Raw genomic sequence first — 18114 nt, forward strand, 5'->3', positions numbered from 1 at the left:
GTGCATTATTACGTTTTTCATTAGATTTTTTTCGTTAAACGACTTCTTACTAGGAAATTTTCTCTAATTTTCATACAATAACAAGAGAAAAGTTATTTAAATTTTCCTAATAACTGTTCTGTTTATATGAAAGGAAGAAATAATCATGAAAATTTTTATTTACGGGATTGGCAAAAAGGAACAACCTGTTGCAGAAAAATGGGCCAAAGAACACAAGGTTGAGATTGCATTCACTGATCAAGAATTAAATACTCAAACAGTTGTTTTAGCAAAGGGATATGATGCAATCTCATTTCAGCAAATGGCGGCTGTCCATGATGAAAAAATGTATCAAATCATGGCAGAAAATAATATCCGATTACTTTCTACACGTTCTGCAGGTATTGACGGACTCAATAAAGATTTTTTAAAAAAATATCAGATCGCTGCCTGTAATGTACCTGTTTATAGTCCAAGAGCGATTGCAGAGCATGCATTAACTTTGACGATGATGCTGCTACGACAAATCCCGAGACTTTTACAAAGAGAACAACAACAAGATTTTACTTTGGATGGTTTGATCGGCAGAGAAATCCATGAATTGACTGTTGGTGTAGTCGGAACGGGACATATCGGTTTAGTTACGGCTGAGTTATTTAAAGCCTTAGGCGCAACCGTCATTGCTTATGACAAATACCCTAAAAATGATGTGGATACAATTCTAACGTATCAGACCTCTTTAGAAGAAGTTGCCCAAAAAGCTGACATTTTGACACTTCATACGCCTTATTTACCAGAAAATCATCATTTGATCGATGCGGCATTATTGAAAAAAATGAAGCCTGATGCTCTTTTGATCAATACAGCTCGTGGACCACTAGTAGACACTTCTGCCTTGATCCAAGCATTACAAACAGGAGAAATTGCTGGTGCTGGTTTAGATACTTTAGAAGACGAAATGATGTTCGTCAACAAAACAAAAGCTGAACAAGAAAAGCAAAATCCTTATATTGAAGAATTATTAGCATTAGACAATGTTGTTGTTAGCCCACACATTGCTTTTTATACATTACAAGCCTCAAAAATTTTGATGGAAAGCTCTTTAAATAGCTTATTTGCTCTGTATACAAACGGTTCAAATGATGCGTTGATTCAATTGTGAGAAGCTTAAAAAAGGATCTGGGAAATTTCCCAGATCCTTTTTTTCATCACGTATTTCTTATAAACATATAATCTCGTTGTTTAAAGCATATCAAACAAGGACAACTGGTTTTCATCCGGCAAATCTTTCAATACGCCATTTTCGTTCATGTATTCTATTAACGTTTTAGAAACTTTTCCTCGTGTGGCTAAATCTTCTTTTGATAAAAACGGTTCAGACCTTGCTTCTACGATCGAACGAGCCACATTGAGACCCAAACTAGGAACAGCTCTAAATGGAGCAATCAAAGTATCGCCATCAATAACAAAGTTTTCAGCATCCGATTTATATAAATCGATCATACCAAATTTGAATCCGCGCTCCAACATTTCATTTGCCAACTCTAAAACAGTCAACAAATTCTTTTCTTTCGTAGAGGCTTCCAGACCTTTGTCCTGAATTTCTTTCATCCGAGCTTTAACTGCTTCTTTGCCTTGCGACATGGCTACCAAATCAAAGTCGTCCGCGCGAACAGAAAAGTAAGCACAGTAGTAAAGAATTGGAAAATAGACTTTGAAATAGGCTACCCGCAAAGCCATCAGTACGTAGGCTGCCGCATGGGCTTTCGGGAACATATACTTGATTTTTGAACAAGAATCGATGTACCAGTCAGGTACATTATTTTCCTTCATTGCTTTCAAGTATTCTTCACGCAGCTCGTCAGGAATCTTATTCCATAAACCTTTACGCACTGTTTCCATGATTTTGAAGGCCATTCCACTGTCCAATCCTGCATGGATCAAATAAACCATGATATCGTCACGACAACCAATTACTTCTGCCAGGTTCGCTTCTCCACGTTTGATCAATTCCTCTGCATTCCCCAGCCAAACATCTGTACCATGAGATAGACCAGAAATCTGTAATAGCTCTGCAAAAGTCGACGGGTGTGTTTCTTCCAACATTCCTCGTACAAACCTTGTCCCAAATTCCGGAATCCCTAACGTACCCGTTTTAGAATAAATCTGTTCCGGTGTAACTCCTAAAACTTCTGGCCCTGCAAAAATCCGCATCATTTCCGAGTCATCTGTCGGTATCGTTTTCGGATCGATTCCGGATAAATCCTGCAACATCCGAATCACTGTCGGATCATCATGTCCCAGTATATCAAGTTTCAAAATGTTATCGTGGATCGAATGGAAGTCAAAGTGAGTCGTTTTCCATTCCGCATTTTGATCATCCGCAGGAAATTGGATCGGTGTAAAGTCATAGACATCCATATAATCCGGAATAACGATGATCCCGCCCGGATGCTGTCCTGTCGTCCGTTTAACACCAGTTGAACCTTTCGCTAAACGATCCACTTCAGCCCCTCTAAAATGAAGATTGTGATCGCGCTCATAGCCCTTAACGAAACCATAAGCCGTTTTATCTGCAACGGTACCGATCGTTCCGGCACGATACACATATTCCTCACCAAACAAAACCTTCGTATAGTTATGCGCTTCAGCCTGATAGTCACCTGAAAAGTTCAAATCGATATCGGGTACTTTATCTCCGTGGAAACCTAAGAATGTTTCAAACGGAATATCATGACCATCTTTAAACAAACGCTGCCCACAATTCGGACAGTTTTTCTCTGGCATATCGAACCCAGAACCATAAGAACCATCTTCAAAAAACTCAGAATACTGACAGTTTGTGCAATGGTAATGAGGTGCTAATGGATTAACTTCTGTGATCCCTGTCATCGTTGCCACAAAGCTTGATCCTACAGATCCACGGGAACCAACTAAATAGCCGTCTTCCATACTCTTATGCACTAGCTTTTGCGAAATCAGATAAATAACTGAGAATCCGTTTCCGATGATACTGTCTAATTCCTTTTTCAATCGTTTTTCAACGATGTCCGGTAGTGGATCGCCGTATAATTCTTTAGCACGTGTATAGCTCAAGTTTCTGATCTCATCTTCAGAACCTGGAATCTTAGGTGTATACAAATCATCTTTAACAGGAGTGATTTCGTCACACATGTCTGCAATCATATTAGGATTTTCTACAACCAGCTTATGGGCTGTTTCTTCTCCTAAGAACTGGAACGCCGTCAGCATTTCATCGGTTGTTCTAAAATGAACATCCGGCAAGCTATGGCGATTCAAAGGATTTGCTCCCCCCATCGAACCAATCAAAATTTTACGATAAATGCTATCTTCTTCATTTAAATAATGGACATTCCCCGTTGCAACAACAGGTTTATCCAATTCGTCACCGATCTTGACTAAATTCGCAATGATTTCTTCCAAGTCAGCTTCACTTTTAACTAACTCTTGCTCAAGCAAAGGAGCGTAAACTGCTTTTGGCATAACTTCAATATAATCATAGAATTTTGCCCGATTTTTAGCCTCTTCTACCCCTTTTTGCATCATCGCTTCGAAAATTTCACCACTCGAACATGCCGAACCGATGATCAAGCCTTCACGTAATTTATTCAGCTGAGAACGCGGAATCCGCGGAATTCTGAAAAAGTAATTCACATTAGACATTGAAATCAGCTTAAATAGATTTTTTAAACCAGCCTGTGTTGTTGCTAAAATCGTTGCATGGAAAGGACGTGCTCGTTTATAAGAATCGCCTTCTCCAATATGCATATTCAGTTCATCATGATAGTTCATGTCATGATTTTCTTTCGCATCTTTTAAAAAGATCCAGCATAAGTGACCCGTTGATTCAGAATCATATATCGCCCGGTGATGCTGCTCTAGATTGACACCGAATTTTTTAGACAAGGTATTTAAACGGTGGCTTTTAAAGGTTGGGTGCAAATAACGGGATAATTCCAATGTATCGATGACTGGATTTTCAGCCTCAGGTATGTCATATTTGCCGTAACTCGTATTTAAGAAGCCCATATCAAATGAAGCATTGTGGGCAACTAAGATCGTGTCTTCTGAAAATTCTCTAAAAAGACGCAGAACTTCTTCTTCTGATTTTGATCCGCGAACCATTTCATCCGTAATACCCGTTAAATTGATGGTCGTCTGAGACAACGGATGTCCTGGATCGATAAATTGTTCAAATGTATCAATGATGTTGCCTTTGTGCATTTTGACCGCGGCCAATTCAATGATCGTATCATAAACCGCTGACAGCCCTGTGGTTTCCACGTCAAATACAACATAAGTGGCTTCACTTAATTCAATGTGCGCTTCATTATAAGCAATTGGCACACCATCATCCACCACATTAGCTTCGACCCCGTATAAAATTTTTACGCCTGCTTTTTTACCCGCACTATGCGCATCCGGAAAGGCTTGAGCCCCCCCATGATCAGTGATTGCGATAGCTTTATGCCCCCATTTACCTGCTTGAGCAACAAAATCACCAACATTATTCGTTGCATCCATCGTACTCATATTACTGTGTAAATGAAGCTCTACCCGCTTATCTCCGTCTGGTGCATAGTCTTTACGCGGTGCATGCTTGACTTCCATCAAGTCCTGACAATTCATGACTAGATCCCGCATGAACGTATCCTCTTGCACGCTTCCACGTACACGAACCCAGCTATTTTTCTGGATCGCATCAAAGACTTGTTCATCTTTTTCACCATTCGAGAACTTTTTAACAATAAAAGAAGAGGTATAGTCTGTGATTTTTAAAATCAAGATTTTTCGTTTTGAACGCAATTCACGCACTTCTTTATCAAAAATAAAGCCTTCGATCGTAATCCGGCGTTCTTCTTCTAAGATATTGCCCATTGGCATGATTGGCTCGTCATTAGGAATATTTCTTCCCAAACGAATAGGACCTTCCAGTGCTGGACCTTGTTGCTGCTGTTGTTTTTTCTTTTGTTCGTGCTTGATTAAAGACTCAGCTGCTTGTTGCTGAAAGGCAGCATCTTGTTCTTGTTTTCTTTCTTCAAAAAGTTCTAATACTCGTTTTGCCTGTTGCTCATCCATTTTAGGTTCAATATGGAATTTTGGAAAACCATAATCAAGAAATAACTCTTCAATGATTGGTAAATATTGTTGCCTTAAGTATGGAATGACTGCATCATTATCCACGGGCAGAATAATTTTTTTATCCTCAATGATCGGCGTTTGACTTTTTATGACACGCTGCACTAAAGGAGTATCACATTGGCTGTTCAGCAATGCTACTTGCCAGTAGTCAGTTAACTGGTCTGCATTAAACTCGGTCTTTTCAGTCGTGATTTTCACTGAAACACCTGCAATTTGTTGAAATGCTAATTGTAATTGCTGCATAAATGATTGATACAGCATTACTGGTAAAATTTCTGAAAAACCTAAATGAAATTCCCAATGACGACTTTGCTGATGAACAATTACCTTATTGATTTTTCCTTGTTGGATCAACGGATGTTGCCGTTCTTGTTCGCTTAATTGAATCTGATCGAGCAGTTTTGCAAATAATTCTTGTGCCTGTTGTGTCACTAAAGAACCCCCTTTACTAAAAAATGACTATGCTCGTTAGTTTTGACTGGAAATAAAGCAAAATATACATGGTTCTTTTTACCACGAATATTCTTAATCATTTTTGCTTGAACAACTTACTAAAAACAACTAATATATCTGTCACACTATTTACAATTACATGGAGAAAAAGGCTCTCAAGCATTTCTGCTAAGAACCTTATTTTTATTAATTATACTCTTTTTTTGCACGTATTTCAATGAAGAGAAATCTTATTCAATACGTTACCATAAATCTATTTTTTCTTTTTTTAGGTATTTAAACGACGCTTCTTTTTTTGAAGGAGAGATGATTTTAATATTCAACATATCGTTTTTAGCTACCTTGATTTTTTTTTCATATTTTTTTTTAGTTACTTTTTCACTATTAATTAAGTTATCTTCACTATTATAAAATTCTACTATAAAATTTTCAGGAGAAGTCGTTTTATTTTCGATTACCAATTGTACTTCTTTATTTCGATTATCAATCGCCCCTGTGATATAACTGCTATCATTTGATTTCATTTCGATAACTCCAGCTTCTTTTCTATATGTTCTCATATATATAGCCGTAATAATCAAGCCTAAAATGATGATGCCTATGAAAATACTAATAATCATTTTCTTTCTTTTTTTCATATAATTCTCCCATCTTCTAATCGAATAACCCGATTACATTTACTTGCTACTTCGTCATCATGGGTAATAATGATAATGGTTGTTTTGGCCTTATTTAATTCTTTGAAAATTTCTATAATCTGTTCCCCATTGTTTTTGTCTAAATTCCCAGTTGGCTCATCTGCTAAAATCACATCAGGAGTATTTACTAAAGCTCTGGCAATTGCAACTCTCTGGCATTGACCTCCAGATAATTCATATGGGTAATTTTTACTTTTGTCTAGAATACCTACTTTATCTAAACATAATCGTATTTTTTCTTTTTTATCTGCTTTCTTTAGTTTAGTATAGTCTAGCGGGATCATAACATTATTAAAAACGCTGTAATGATCAATCAACGCAAATGATTGAACAACAAATCCAAATGTCCTATTTCTCACTTTACTTAATTCTTTCTGTTTCATATTTTGAACATTGCGATTCTTTAGCAAATATTCTCCTGAAGTCGGAGAATCCAAACCGCCTAAAATATTCAAAAGTGTTGATTTTCCCGATCCAGAAGGCCCCATAATGGCAATCATTTCGCCCTCATTGATTTCTAGATTCACCTCATTAAGCGCCTTTACTTCAGTATTAGATTTACCGTAAACTTTACTAAGGTTAATTAATTCAATCATCATATCTTCTCCCGTTTAATCAATTTGGATATGTCTAAATTTAATAGATAATATATTGGCAACGTAGCCAAAATTATGCTTAATAATAAAAACACAAGTCCTTGAATAATATATGTATTCAACAAATCTTGTGAGGAAATCAGGAACAGTTGATTGATGATAGTATCCGTAATGAGTTGATTGATGATTATCGCTGGAACTAAGTAGAAACTGATCATAAATAGCATTCGACATATAATATCGTTGATCGTAGCGCCACATAGCAAGTGTACAGTGATTTCTTTCACACTTTTTTTTAAGTTATTCATCAAGCTGATAACTATGTTAACTAGAGAAAAAATAAGGACACAAATTGCTCCCGGCAGAATACTCTCGCGAAAATTTTGCAATGTAGAAAGTAACATTGCGCTTTGTTTATTCAAATCTAATGGCTCTAATTGTGTATACAAAGATAATTCTTTACTTTTTGAGTTGATCAATTCAAAGGTTTTCTTGATATCTTTGCTAATTATCACACCCTGATTTACTTTATGATCAACGTCGCTAATAAATAAATCACTTGTTTCATTTATACTTTCCAGTTGTTGAATGATGTAATAATCAAGGTTGATCAAGCCAGCCCCTCTGGAAAAGAAGTACGCATCTCTTTTTATAAATCCGGTTATGACTTTCTTTACTTCTTTCTTAGTTATCGAATCATAAATCTCGAATTGATCTCCTATTTTATAATGACGACGATACTGTGTTCCAAGTAATAATCCATCTTGAACAAATTTCCCTTCTTCTATTTCCACAGGAAAATGCTCAAAAAAATCTGAATTAACAGACAATGTCTTAAAAACAAGCCAAGGCTTGTCATCTACCCTTATTTTAGGCGTATTTTTATCATATAAAAAATCGTCATATTCATAAGGAATTTGATTAGGACGAATCAAACAAGAATCAGGAATAATTTCTAAGAAGGTAAATTGTTTACTATTTTTTAAAAAATCTAAAAAATCACTCATTCGTCGATTGATCCCTTCACTCTTAAAAGTTTTTTTAAACAATTCTTCTTCATTGCTTTTATCCTGAATAGCATAGTACGTCTGGTTATTAAAAGCAGACTCCAATCTTTCTCCAGAAGAAAAAATACTGATCATCGCCATAATCAACGTTGTCAAAAGTAATAAAACAACTGATAACTGTAAAATTGTACTGATCATAAAAAAAGGTTTATTGAAAATAGACAGCAACGCATACTTTATATTTTTCATTTCCACTTTACCTCACCATCAAAATTGGTTGTATTTTAAATGCTTTGATAATCGGAAATATAACCGTGATAACATTTGTTAAAAATATAATTCCGACAGTGACAACTATACTAAGAATATCAATAAATCCTTCTTTTAGATAAAATACATTAATCATAAATGAAAGAAATAACCCCAAAAAAACAGCTTTCAACAAAATGCTACTCATCTTTTTGTAAATAAATATAGCAATTGCTAAGTTTGAGGCTCCAACACATTTTCTAATGCCAATTTCTTTGCTCAAAGAATCTAACCAATAAGAACTGGCTGAAAACGTATTACCAATAAAAGTAACCAAGACTAGCCCATAAATTAATAATGAAATAGCTTTGTCGTTAAGTAAGTTAGTAAATGGAGAATGGACAGTTTCTTTCCGAACTTCATTAAAATTCAGTAATCCAATTGTTTGTGATTTCAATGAATTAAACGCATACCTAGCATTCTTTTTAGCGTTAAACTGTATGTTCTCATTATGTAAATATTTTTTTAAATTTCCAATACTATTCAAATTTATATAAGCCTTATTCTTCGTCCAACTTAATCTATTTTTATCATTTAAAATACCGATTACTTCATATTGGTCGTCATCAAATAAAAAATAATCCTTTCCATTTATTTTTTTAGTATTCTTTTTAAGATTCGAACCTATTACGATTTTTTTAGTATTATCTGTAAAATCTTTCTCTGAAAAATAGCGTCCTGAAGCTACATTTAAATTCAAAAAAGGAGTCTTATTAAAATAAATCCCTATAATTTCTTCGTTATTATCAAGAGCTTTGGAAATTAAATAACTTCCAATGTTTTTATCAGTAAGCGTTGTCAAATCGAAATTTTCCTTTGTAAAACTCACAGATGCATGGATCGTCTCTTGATTATTAAAATTATATATCAACATTTCGCTCTTCAAATAAGAACGAACACTAGCTACCATTACACAAGTAAAAATGGTTAAGACAGTGTAAATAATATAGAGAAATACTTGTGACAAATTCTTTCCCATATTGCTCTCCTCTTCTGCTTTGTTATGGTAATAATAATTAAAAATGTGCCCATACCAACAAACTGAACAGACACATTTCTATTTTGCCCGATTAAATGTACATTCTACCAACCATATCTTGTGTGAGCGGTTCCAGATCCATAAGCAGTAGCTTTTGTTAAGTTACTTCCGTAAACGCGACCAGAATCTGTTCCAATTCCAGACATCCATGCTCTTGTATAGTGACGTCCAGGCGTTTCCGTAGTTCCAACAACACCCCAAACGTAACGAGTTGCCCAATGACGCAAAGCTCCAGAAACTGATGTTGCAATAGATAGTAGCGTAACTGCCAAAAGCATCAGACCAACAAATTTCTTTCCGATTCTTACCTTCATGTAATCACCTCCTTTTTATAATCTCATAATACTTTAATCAAAAACAAAAATCAATACTTTTTTTACATTTAATAAATTTTAACTATCTAATTGATCGTTTTAAAATTAATTGACGTTTATCATTTTTACCATGAAACAATTGGTATTAAAGTTCTACATCTCACCATTTTTGATACAAAAAAAGCAGGTGAGAAAATTTCCCACCTACTGAACTAATCTATTTTTTTGGAAAACAATTCCAAAGATAGTTTTTTGTTATTCTTTATCTGTATTTAGCAAAATAGATAAAGTACTTTCAAGTTCTTCTTTACGTACTTCTACCATTTCACCTGTACGTTTGATCTTCACTTCAACTACACCATCGACTGCTTTCTTCCCGACAGTGATTCGGATCGGACAGCCGATCAAATCAGCGTCTGCGAATTTCACACCCGCCCGTTCATTGCGGTCGTCCACAAGAACTTCATAGCCGGAAGCAGACATCATTTCTTCCACTTCTTGAGCAAGTTTTGATTGATATTCATCTTTGACATTCATTTGAACAACATGCAAGTCAAATGGTGAAATTCCAGTTGGCCAATTGATGCCATTTTCGTCAATGTTTTGTTCAACGATGGCTGATAATAGTCGGCTGACACCAATACCATAACAGCCCATGATCACAGGTTTTTCACGGCCGTTTTCATCTAAGACCGTTGCGCCCATCGATTCACTATAACGTGTACCTAATTTGAAGATATGACCGATTTCAATTCCTTTTGTGAATTCTAATGTGCCGTTTCCATCAGGTGAAGGATCTCCTTCTTGAACAAAGCGTAAATCTTCATAACTGATCGGTGTAAAATCACGTCCTGGATTCACATTCGTTAGATGGTAGCCAGTTTCGTTTGCTCCTACAATCGCATTCGCTAAATCCTGAACATGTCGATCAGCGTATAGCTTAACTTCTTCAGCTAACTCAACTGGTCCGACTGAACCAAAATCAGCACCTAAATATCTACGCGCATCTTCTTCTGTTGCTTCATCTAAGAAATCAGCGCCTAAGAAGTTTTTCAATTTGACATCATTCACTTCATGGTCACCACGAACTAAAACTAAGACAGGCTCTTCATCAGCCATGAATAGAACTGACTTGATGATTTTTTGTGCTTCGACATTGAAAAATGCAGCAACTTGCTCGATCGAAGAAACATCTGGCGTTGCTACTTTTTCGATATCCAAATGTGTCTCATGCGATTTTTTTGGTGTATAAAGGCTAGTTGCCATTTCTAAGTTTGCTGCGTAATCTCCTTCTGTTGAGAAACAGATCGTATCTTCACCGATATCAGAAATTGCCATGAATTCTTTTGAATCCTTTCCGCCCATTGCACCACCGTCTCCGATGATTGCTCGGAAATTCAAACCACAGCGCTCAAAAATGGCTGAGTAAGCTTTCTCATAATCACGGTAAGATTGATCCAAACTTTCTTCACTTGAATGGAATGAGTAGCCGTCTTTCATAATGAATTCGCGGCCTCTTAATAGACCAAAACGCGGACGTTTTTCATCACGATATTTTGTTTGGATTTGATAAAGGTTCAATGGTAAACGTTTATATGAATTGATTTCGTTACGAATCAGTTCAGTAAATGTTTCTTCATGTGTGGGACCAAGAATCAAGTCACGATCATTCCGGTCCTTTAGACGATATAAGTTTGGACCATACGTTTCATAACGGCCAGACTCTTTCCATAATTCGGCTGGTAACAATGCCGGCATCAGCATTTCAACCGCATCGATCTTATCAAATTCTTCTCGCATGATTTTCTTCAATTTTTCAAGGACACGATTAGCTAAAGGTAGGTAAGAATAAATTCCTGCAGATACTTGGCGAATATAACCCGCTCTCAGCAGCATTTGATGACTTAAGACCTCAGCGTCGTTTGGTACCTCTCGTAATGTTGGGATTAGCATTTTTGACTGTTTCATCAGAACTCTCCTTTGTTTAAACGAATACCACAAAACTCCTCAAGTAGTCCGTTATAAATTACAGTTTATTTAATTAAAAGAAAAAACGTTGAATATCATTCCAGGTCACTAACACCATCAATACCATAATGAACCCAAACCCAATCAGTGTTAGTATCCCTTCTTTTTCTTGGCTCAAAGGTTTCCCTCTGACACCTTCAATAATATTTAATACAATTTTACCACCGTCCAAAGCTGGAATCGGTAATAAATTGATGATTCCTAGATTGACCGACAACATCGCCATTAGCCAGATAACTGTATTCAATCCAGCTTTAGAAGCTTCCGAAGACATTTGGAACATCATGACAGGTCCGCCTAATTTATCTAAACTAAAACCAGTAAACAGTGATTTCAATGCTTTAAAAATCTGCATAGAACTTTCTAAAGTTGTCTGGATCCCTCCAGATAACTTATCTGTGAAACTGGTTTTCTTCGGCGGTGTAATGCCGATCATACCAATTTCTTGTTCTCCTGACTTTTGACTTTTGGGAGTAATCGCTACTTCTCTTGTCTTACCATCTGATTCCACTTCTAGTTTTAATTTTTTTTCAGGGCTAGCTTGGATAATTTTTGTAAAATCCTCCCATGTCGAAACTTCTTTGCCATCAATTGCTAAAATCTTATCATCTGCTTTTAAGTTTGCCTGTTGTGCAGGACTATCTGCCTGAACATCACCGATTTGATTGGTATTTGTATAGGTTACACCGCCTTGCATGAAGACATATAACGTAAACAAAACAAAAGCCAAAATGAAATTATTCATTGGTCCGGCAAAATTGGTCAACATCCGCTGCCATAATTTAGCTGATTGAAACTGAACATCGATAGGTGCGATTCGCACTTCGGTACCATCTTGTTCAATGATCGTTGCATCATGGTTTACTTTATAAGTGATTTCGCTTGTTTCGTCACCGTTCACATAACCTTTGATAAATAGATCTTTCTCAAGATCAGCTTCCAACATTTCCATCGGAATACTGTTTGTCAGCTGAACTTTTTTACTTGTATTGATTTTTACGACTTCTTCCTGTTCATTCAACTCAACAGAAAGAGTCATCCCGGGGGCTAGCTCAGTTTCATCTTCACCCATCCCAGCCATTCGGACGTACCCGCCGATCGGCAGAATACGAATCGTATAAGCTGTGCCGTCTTTACCTTGATGAGCAAAAATCTTTGGTCCCATACCTATCGCAAATTCCCGCACTAAAATTCCTGAGCGTTTTGCAAAGAAAAAGTGGCCAAATTCGTGCACAAGGACGAGAATACCAAAGACAATTATAAATGTAATGATCGTTTTCATAAATGACCTTCTTCCTTGATCCATCTTTCTATGATAGTTCTTGTTTTTTTATCGATCGCAATCACTTCTTCCAAAGTGACTTCGTTTGTTTCGTTGTATTCATTCACTGCTCGTTGAACAAAGTGTTCAATTTGCAAATATGAAATTTTACCGTCAATGAAAGCTGTCGCAGCGATTTCATTGGCTGCATTATAAACAGTTGGATAGGCACCGCCTTTTTTTCCTACTTCAAACGCTAACCTCAACATAGGAAAACGTTCAAAATCCATTACTTCAAAATTCAACTGACTGATTTGAGTCAAATCAAAATCTTTTTCATTTTTAATCGGCAGACGTTTCGGATACGTTAATGCATATTGAATCGGCTCTCGCATATCACTTGGTCCTAATTGAGCTAAATAGGCGCCGTCGGTTAGAACAATCATTGAGTGAACAATACTTTCTTTATGTAAAACAACTTTTATTCTATCATAATCTACACCAAATAACCAATGGGCTTCAATAACTTCTAACCCTTTGTTCATCATAGTTGAAGAGTCGATCGTAATTTTTTTACCCATCGACCAGTTTGGATGCTTCAAAGCTTGCTCTAAGGTAACCTTTTTTAGATCTTCTCGCGATAAATCTCTAAAGCTGCCGCCAGACGCTGTGATCAGCAATTCTTTCAAGTTTTCTTTTGGTTGACCTTCTAAACATTGATAAATAGCAGAATGTTCACTATCTACAGGCAATATTTGCACCTTGTGTTTGGCTGCAGCTGCCATGACCCATTGTCCTGCCATCACTAATGTTTCTTTATTTGCCAATGCGATATCTTTTCCAGCTTCTATTGCAGCCATTGTCGGTGCAAGACCAACACTACCTGTGACGGCAGTCAATACAACATCTACAGACTCTATCGTAGCAGCTTGAACTAAACCTGCTTCACCAACACCAAATTCAACTGTCGGAAAACGAGAAGCCAGAATTTCTTTGATGGCTTCTGAGCCAACACCAACATATTTTGGATTCAATTGCTCAATTAAATCTGAACCTGCCTCCACATTTGAATGAAATGTCAGTGAAACGATTTGAAATAATTCAGGATACGCTTTGACTACATCAACTGTATTTGAACCAATCGAACCTGTTGCACCTAATAATGCGATTTTCTTCATAGTAAAAAGAAAAACTCTGACCAATCAGAGTTTTTCACCTTCCCTTCTTGCTTAGAAATTAAAATAATCCGAATAAATGCATGATTGGAAAAACAAAAAGTAAGCTATCAAAACGATCCAAAATCCCGCCATGCCCAGGTAGAATCGTCCCGGAATCTTTTACATCATAATGCCGTTTGATCGATGATTCGACTAAATCGCCAAATTGACCAACGATCGAAAAGACTACTGTCATTGCCAACATGATTGGCAAATTATAAGTAAACAGCTCTTTATTCGGTGTTAACGTTAAAAATAATAATGCGACAACTACAGCACTAAGAATACCGCCTAAAGAACCTTCAATAGTCTTATTAGGTGAAACTTCCGGCCATAATTTTCTTTTACCGAAGCGTTTTCCAATGAAATATGCTCCAATATCTGTTGCCCAAACCACAAACAATGCATAAAGCAATACAACAAAGCCCGTAGCCCTTGCATTGACAAAATTTTGAAACCCAACACCAACATATAAGCTAGTGATCACTGGAAAGCCGGCCTGAGAAATAGTATACATATTTTTTGATGCTACAAGTCCACCTAGTAAAATCATCACTGTCAAATAAAACAAAATAAAATTATCGGCTTTTTCAGGTAAAAAGAAAAACCAACGCTCTTTCGGCAAAACTAACAATACTGCGCCCAAAGCTGAAAGGATCCCTTCAAAACTGACGATTTCTAATCCTTTCATTCTAAATAACTCATAAACTCCAACCACTGCAAGCACAGCTGCAGCCAGTTCGATCACAAAACCTCCGTACCAAATAATTGGAATAAACACCACTAAAGCTACGGCAGCAGTAATAACGCGCTGTCTCATTTATTTTCCTCCTCTGTTTCTTTCAGACCGCCAAAACGACGGTTTCTATTCTGGAATGATGCTAAAGCCGTTTCCAATAATTCTTCATTGAAATCAGGCCATAAAGCATCCGTAAAAAACAATTCACTATAAGCGATCTGCCAGAGTAAAAAGTTGCTGATCCGCTCTTCTCCACTTGTACGAATCAACAATTCAGGATCTCTTAACTCTTCAGCCAAAAAGCCTGTCATCAAATGTTGCGCCAGAGTCTCTTCTGTAATGGCTTCTACCGAAAGCTCTCCATTAGCTGCCTTTCCAGCGATTTCTTTTACCGCAGTAACGATCTCAGCTCTTGACCCGTAATTTAGTGCAAAATTCAAAACCATTCCCGTGTTCTCTTTTGTTTGATCAATCGCCCGTGTGATAGCATCTTGTGTATGTTCTGGTAGAAATTCCTTATAGCCCATTACATGAACTTTTACATTTTCCTTGATCAGCTCTGGTACAAATGTATCGAAAAAATCGACCGGCAACTGCATAAGAAAGCTCACTTCATCTGTCGGACGCTTCCAGTTCTCAGTAGAAAAAGCATATAACGTGAGAACCTTGACTCCCAACTTGCTAGCATGTTTTGTGATCTTCTTGACGGTATTCATTCCTTCTTTATGCCCAGCAATTCTAGGTAAACGACGATTTTGTGCCCAACGGCCATTACCATCCATAATAACAGCTACATGTTTAGGAATTGCACCCTCACTATTAAAAGTAAAATCACTTTCCTGCTGTATGTATTTATTCTTTTGTGGAAAAAAACGTAACATATTTTTCCCTCCAATCCAAAAATCTGTCTAGACTATTATAGCAATATCTTTCAGAAAAGCCTATGCAAATGAAAAAATTTTCGAGATTATTTAACAAATTTACTGAATTTACAAAGAAAATCCGTGATTTGTGGTGCTATTTTATGAATAAAAGCGTGTAGAGAAAACAATTTTTAGTTTCCTCTACACGCTGATTATCTTTCTTATTCCGAATCTTTCGTTGCTTCTGGTTTAAGATTTCCTTTACTTATCCCAATTTGAATCACAGAATCGATTGGAACAAATTCATTGTAGTTACTCATTTTCACAACAGTTCCCTTAGTAACAGTTGAATCAACATAATACACTTGATAGGTTATATTCGCTCCCTTAGACTGATAGTCATCAAAGAATATCTTTTGAAGGTCGCCTTCTACTGTATTATCACGTAAATCCTTGATGTAAGGCTTACCGATCGAATACACGACCTGAATAACGGGCTTATCATCTTTTTCAGTAAATTTGCTGCCGATTTCTACGGATTGACTAATGAAATGGCCATACGGAACTGTGTTGTTATACAGCTGTTTTACTTGTACTTGCAGTCCATCGCCTTTGTCCGCAGCTTCTTCTGCAGTGAATTGTGAAAAATCGGGTACGATCATCGCCTTGCCTGTAGAGACTGTCACAGTCAACGTATCTTTCTTTGCAACTTTCGTGTCTTTACTGATGCTTTGTGAGATCACTTTGCCCGCTTCGATTTTATCAGAGTCTGCTTCTTCTACTTTTAACGTGATTTCGTTTTTCTTGGTCCATTCTGCTACTTCTTCTTTTGTCTTTCCTGTAAAATCAAGCATAGCAATATTTTTTTCAAAAACCTCTTTGCCTTTTGAAAAATAGGCTCTTGCTTTATCCTTACGTTTATATTCCTCTGCTTTTACATCTTTATTCGTGATTTCAAATTTTATGAAATCTCCTTGCGCCACTTTGTCACTGTATTCTTCAATAATCGCTATATTATCTGCTTTTTGTTCTGCAATCCATTTCTTTGCTTCGCTGATTTTCATTTCTTTAAATTCAGGTAACTGGATCTGTTCTTCCGGATCTGCACCCAAACTAGCATCCACAACTAATTCTTTGCCTTTTTTGATTTTTTTATTCTTGACCGTTTGATCAATGATCAAATTCGCTTCTTTATCAAAATCATATTTCTGTTCGACTTGAAGTTTCACTCCATTTTCAGCCGTCCATTCACGGACTTCTGATAATTCTTTCCCTTCAAAATCAGGTACTTTTACATGCGTCAGCTGATAGTAGCCAAAATACAATAAAATTACCGCTGCCAGACTGCCTGCACCAATTAAGATCAATTTTGTTCTACGCTTCTTTTTGTACGTTGGGTCCGTTTCGATAAATTCATCCGGATTTTGTGGCGTAATTACAGGTTCGGCTTTAGCAACTGGTGTTTCTGCTTCTTTTTTTGGTTCATATTTTTTCTTTTTCGTACGCTTTTTGGTGTAGATCACATCATCTGGATTTTCTACTTGTTTAGGTTCTTCTTTTTCATTTGTAGTCTGCTGAATATTTTTTGAAGAAGGGTCTACTGTATTTTTAGGGCCAACGAAAACAGAATCTGCCTCTTTTTTTATGGTAGATGGCTTTTCTTCGCTATTTTTGATTCCTTTAGATTTCTTCTGTTCTTTTTGCTTGTTTTTATTTTCGCGGGTCTTTTCATAATTTTCTCCGCTGAAATTTGATAAAAAATCACTCATATTTTTTTAACACACCTTTTTTCAGGTAGTACGTCTCATCCGACTGAGCAGCAATCTCATTCGAGTGAGTGACTACGATCACACATTTATTATGAACTTTCGCAAGATTTTTGAAAATATCAACGATCTCTTGCTCCATTCCTTCATCCAAATTCCCTGTTGGCTCATCTGCTAGAATAACATCCACATTCGTCGATAATGCTCTGGCAATCGCTACACGCTGCTGCTCACCACCTGATAATTGATTGACCAAGCGATCTGCTTTTTCATGCGTGATCCCAATATAGTCAAGAAGATTATATGCGACTTCCTTTTGATTTTGCGGCAGTTCATTGTCTGTGATCGACATTGCAACCAATACATTCTCTAATGCAGTCAAGTAAGGAACTAAGTTATAACTTTGAAAAATTATACTGATATCATCTCGTCGATATTTTTCATAACCGATCGTCTTGATGTCTTTTCCATTTAGTAGAATTTGCCCCTCTTTTGGTGTATCTAATGCACTGATCAAAGATAAAAAGGTCGTTTTTCCAGATCCTGACTGACCCAAAATCGTATAGAATTTTCCTTGTTCAAAAGACACACTCGTATCTTTCAAAATGAAGCGGCGCTGATCGCCATCCTGGTAAAAATAACTAAGTTTTTTTGTCTCTAAAATCGCCATTCTCCTGACCTC

General features: G+C 36.6%; 14 protein-coding genes. 1 reads left to right on the forward strand and 13 read right to left on the reverse strand.

Annotated elements, in window-relative coordinates:
- The first annotated feature begins 145 nt into the window (after window positions 1–145).
- Window positions 146–1141 carry a D-2-hydroxyacid dehydrogenase gene (locus tag CC204_RS03510; protein WP_088268845.1) on the forward strand — a complete coding sequence of 332 codons (996 nt, stop codon included), beginning with the start codon at window positions 146–148 and terminating at the stop codon, window positions 1139–1141.
- Window positions 1142–1221: 80 nt separating this feature from the next.
- On the opposite strand, the gene CC204_RS03515 is transcribed toward CC204_RS03510, so the two are convergent.
- The 13 genes from CC204_RS03515 to CC204_RS03575 form a co-directional block, all read right to left on the reverse strand.
- Complete coding sequence (locus CC204_RS03515; RefSeq protein WP_088268846.1) at window positions 1222–5574, reverse strand: PolC-type DNA polymerase III; 4353 nt, start codon at window positions 5572–5574, stop codon at window positions 1222–1224.
- 263 nt (window positions 5575–5837) lie between these two features.
- The gene (locus CC204_RS03520) at window positions 5838–6233 is read right to left on the reverse strand and encodes a hypothetical protein (RefSeq protein ID WP_088268847.1); all 396 of its coding nucleotides are present in this window, start codon (window positions 6231–6233) and stop codon (window positions 5838–5840) included.
- Window positions 6230–6889, reverse strand: coding sequence for an ABC transporter ATP-binding protein (locus CC204_RS03525; RefSeq protein ID WP_088268848.1), 660 nt, complete (start codon window positions 6887–6889; stop codon window positions 6230–6232). The genes CC204_RS03520 and CC204_RS03525 overlap by 4 nt, the downstream gene beginning before the upstream one ends.
- Entirely contained in the window at window positions 6889–8145 is a 1257-nt protein-coding gene (locus CC204_RS03530; protein WP_157894231.1) for an ABC transporter permease family protein, read from the reverse strand. Before CC204_RS03530 ends, CC204_RS03525 begins: the two co-directional genes overlap by 1 nt.
- A 7-nt stretch (window positions 8146–8152) precedes the next feature.
- Window positions 8153–9184: an ABC transporter permease gene (locus CC204_RS03535; protein ID WP_088268850.1), complete on the reverse strand. Its 1032-nt coding sequence runs from the start codon at window positions 9182–9184 to the stop codon at window positions 8153–8155.
- Between the two features lie 104 nt (window positions 9185–9288).
- A complete protein-coding gene (locus CC204_RS03540; protein ID WP_088268851.1) occupies window positions 9289–9558 on the reverse strand; it encodes a hypothetical protein in 270 nt (89 codons plus the stop codon).
- A gap of 255 nt (window positions 9559–9813) precedes the next feature.
- Entirely contained in the window at window positions 9814–11526 is a 1713-nt protein-coding gene (locus tag CC204_RS03545) for a proline--tRNA ligase (RefSeq protein ID WP_088268852.1), read from the reverse strand.
- Window positions 11527–11599: 73 nt separating this feature from the next.
- On the reverse strand, window positions 11600–12868 hold the full coding sequence (rseP, locus tag CC204_RS03550; protein WP_088268853.1) for an RIP metalloprotease RseP: 1269 nt from the start codon (window positions 12866–12868) through the stop codon (window positions 11600–11602).
- A complete protein-coding gene (locus tag CC204_RS03555; protein WP_088268854.1) occupies window positions 12865–14025 on the reverse strand; it encodes a 1-deoxy-D-xylulose-5-phosphate reductoisomerase in 1161 nt (386 codons plus the stop codon). Before CC204_RS03555 ends, rseP begins: the two co-directional genes overlap by 4 nt.
- Window positions 14026–14083: 58 nt before the next feature.
- Window positions 14084–14884 carry a phosphatidate cytidylyltransferase gene (locus tag CC204_RS03560; RefSeq protein ID WP_088268855.1) on the reverse strand — a complete coding sequence of 267 codons (801 nt, stop codon included), beginning with the start codon at window positions 14882–14884 and terminating at the stop codon, window positions 14084–14086.
- Window positions 14881–15684, reverse strand: a complete 804-nt coding sequence (locus CC204_RS03565; protein ID WP_088268856.1) for an isoprenyl transferase — start codon at window positions 15682–15684, stop codon at window positions 14881–14883. Before CC204_RS03565 ends, CC204_RS03560 begins: the two co-directional genes overlap by 4 nt.
- Window positions 15685–15887: 203 nt before the next feature.
- Window positions 15888–17435, reverse strand: a complete 1548-nt coding sequence (locus CC204_RS03570) for a PASTA domain-containing protein (protein WP_088268857.1) — start codon at window positions 17433–17435, stop codon at window positions 15888–15890.
- Window positions 17428–18102, reverse strand: a complete 675-nt coding sequence (locus CC204_RS03575; RefSeq protein ID WP_088268858.1) for an ABC transporter ATP-binding protein — start codon at window positions 18100–18102, stop codon at window positions 17428–17430. Before CC204_RS03575 ends, CC204_RS03570 begins: the two co-directional genes overlap by 8 nt.
- Window positions 18103–18114 lie beyond the last annotated feature (12 nt).

It is taken from the genome of Enterococcus wangshanyuanii (assembly GCF_002197645.1).
Taxonomy (GTDB): domain Bacteria; phylum Bacillota; class Bacilli; order Lactobacillales; family Enterococcaceae; genus Enterococcus_L; species Enterococcus_L wangshanyuanii.

What these genes read in the sequence shown, in the direction of transcription:
- CC204_RS03510 (WP_088268845.1), top strand. Translation starts at nt 146, where the DNA reads ATGAAAATTTTTATTTACGGGATTGGCAAAAAGGAACAACCTGTTGCA.
- CC204_RS03520 (WP_088268847.1), bottom strand. Translation starts at nt 6,233, where the DNA reads ATGAAAAAAAGAAAGAAAATGATTATTAGTATTTTCATAGGCATCATC.
- CC204_RS03525 (WP_088268848.1), bottom strand. Translation starts at nt 6,889, where the DNA reads ATGATTGAATTAATTAACCTTAGTAAAGTTTACGGTAAATCTAATACT.
- CC204_RS03530 (WP_157894231.1), bottom strand. Translation starts at nt 8,145, where the DNA reads ATGAAAAATATAAAGTATGCGTTGCTGTCTATTTTCAATAAACCTTTT.
- CC204_RS03535 (WP_088268850.1), bottom strand. Translation starts at nt 9,184, where the DNA reads ATGGGAAAGAATTTGTCACAAGTATTTCTCTATATTATTTACACTGTC.
- CC204_RS03540 (WP_088268851.1), bottom strand. Translation starts at nt 9,558, where the DNA reads ATGAAGGTAAGAATCGGAAAGAAATTTGTTGGTCTGATGCTTTTGGCA.
- CC204_RS03545 (WP_088268852.1), bottom strand. Translation starts at nt 11,526, where the DNA reads ATGAAACAGTCAAAAATGCTAATCCCAACATTACGAGAGGTACCAAAC.
- rseP (WP_088268853.1), bottom strand. Translation starts at nt 12,868, where the DNA reads ATGAAAACGATCATTACATTTATAATTGTCTTTGGTATTCTCGTCCTT.
- CC204_RS03555 (WP_088268854.1), bottom strand. Translation starts at nt 14,025, where the DNA reads ATGAAGAAAATCGCATTATTAGGTGCAACAGGTTCGATTGGTTCAAAT.
- CC204_RS03560 (WP_088268855.1), bottom strand. Translation starts at nt 14,884, where the DNA reads ATGAGACAGCGCGTTATTACTGCTGCCGTAGCTTTAGTGGTGTTTATT.
- CC204_RS03565 (WP_088268856.1), bottom strand. Translation starts at nt 15,684, where the DNA reads ATGTTACGTTTTTTTCCACAAAAGAATAAATACATACAGCAGGAAAGT.
- CC204_RS03570 (WP_088268857.1), bottom strand. Translation starts at nt 17,435, where the DNA reads ATGAGTGATTTTTTATCAAATTTCAGCGGAGAAAATTATGAAAAGACC.
- CC204_RS03575 (WP_088268858.1), bottom strand. Translation starts at nt 18,102, where the DNA reads ATGGCGATTTTAGAGACAAAAAAACTTAGTTATTTTTACCAGGATGGC.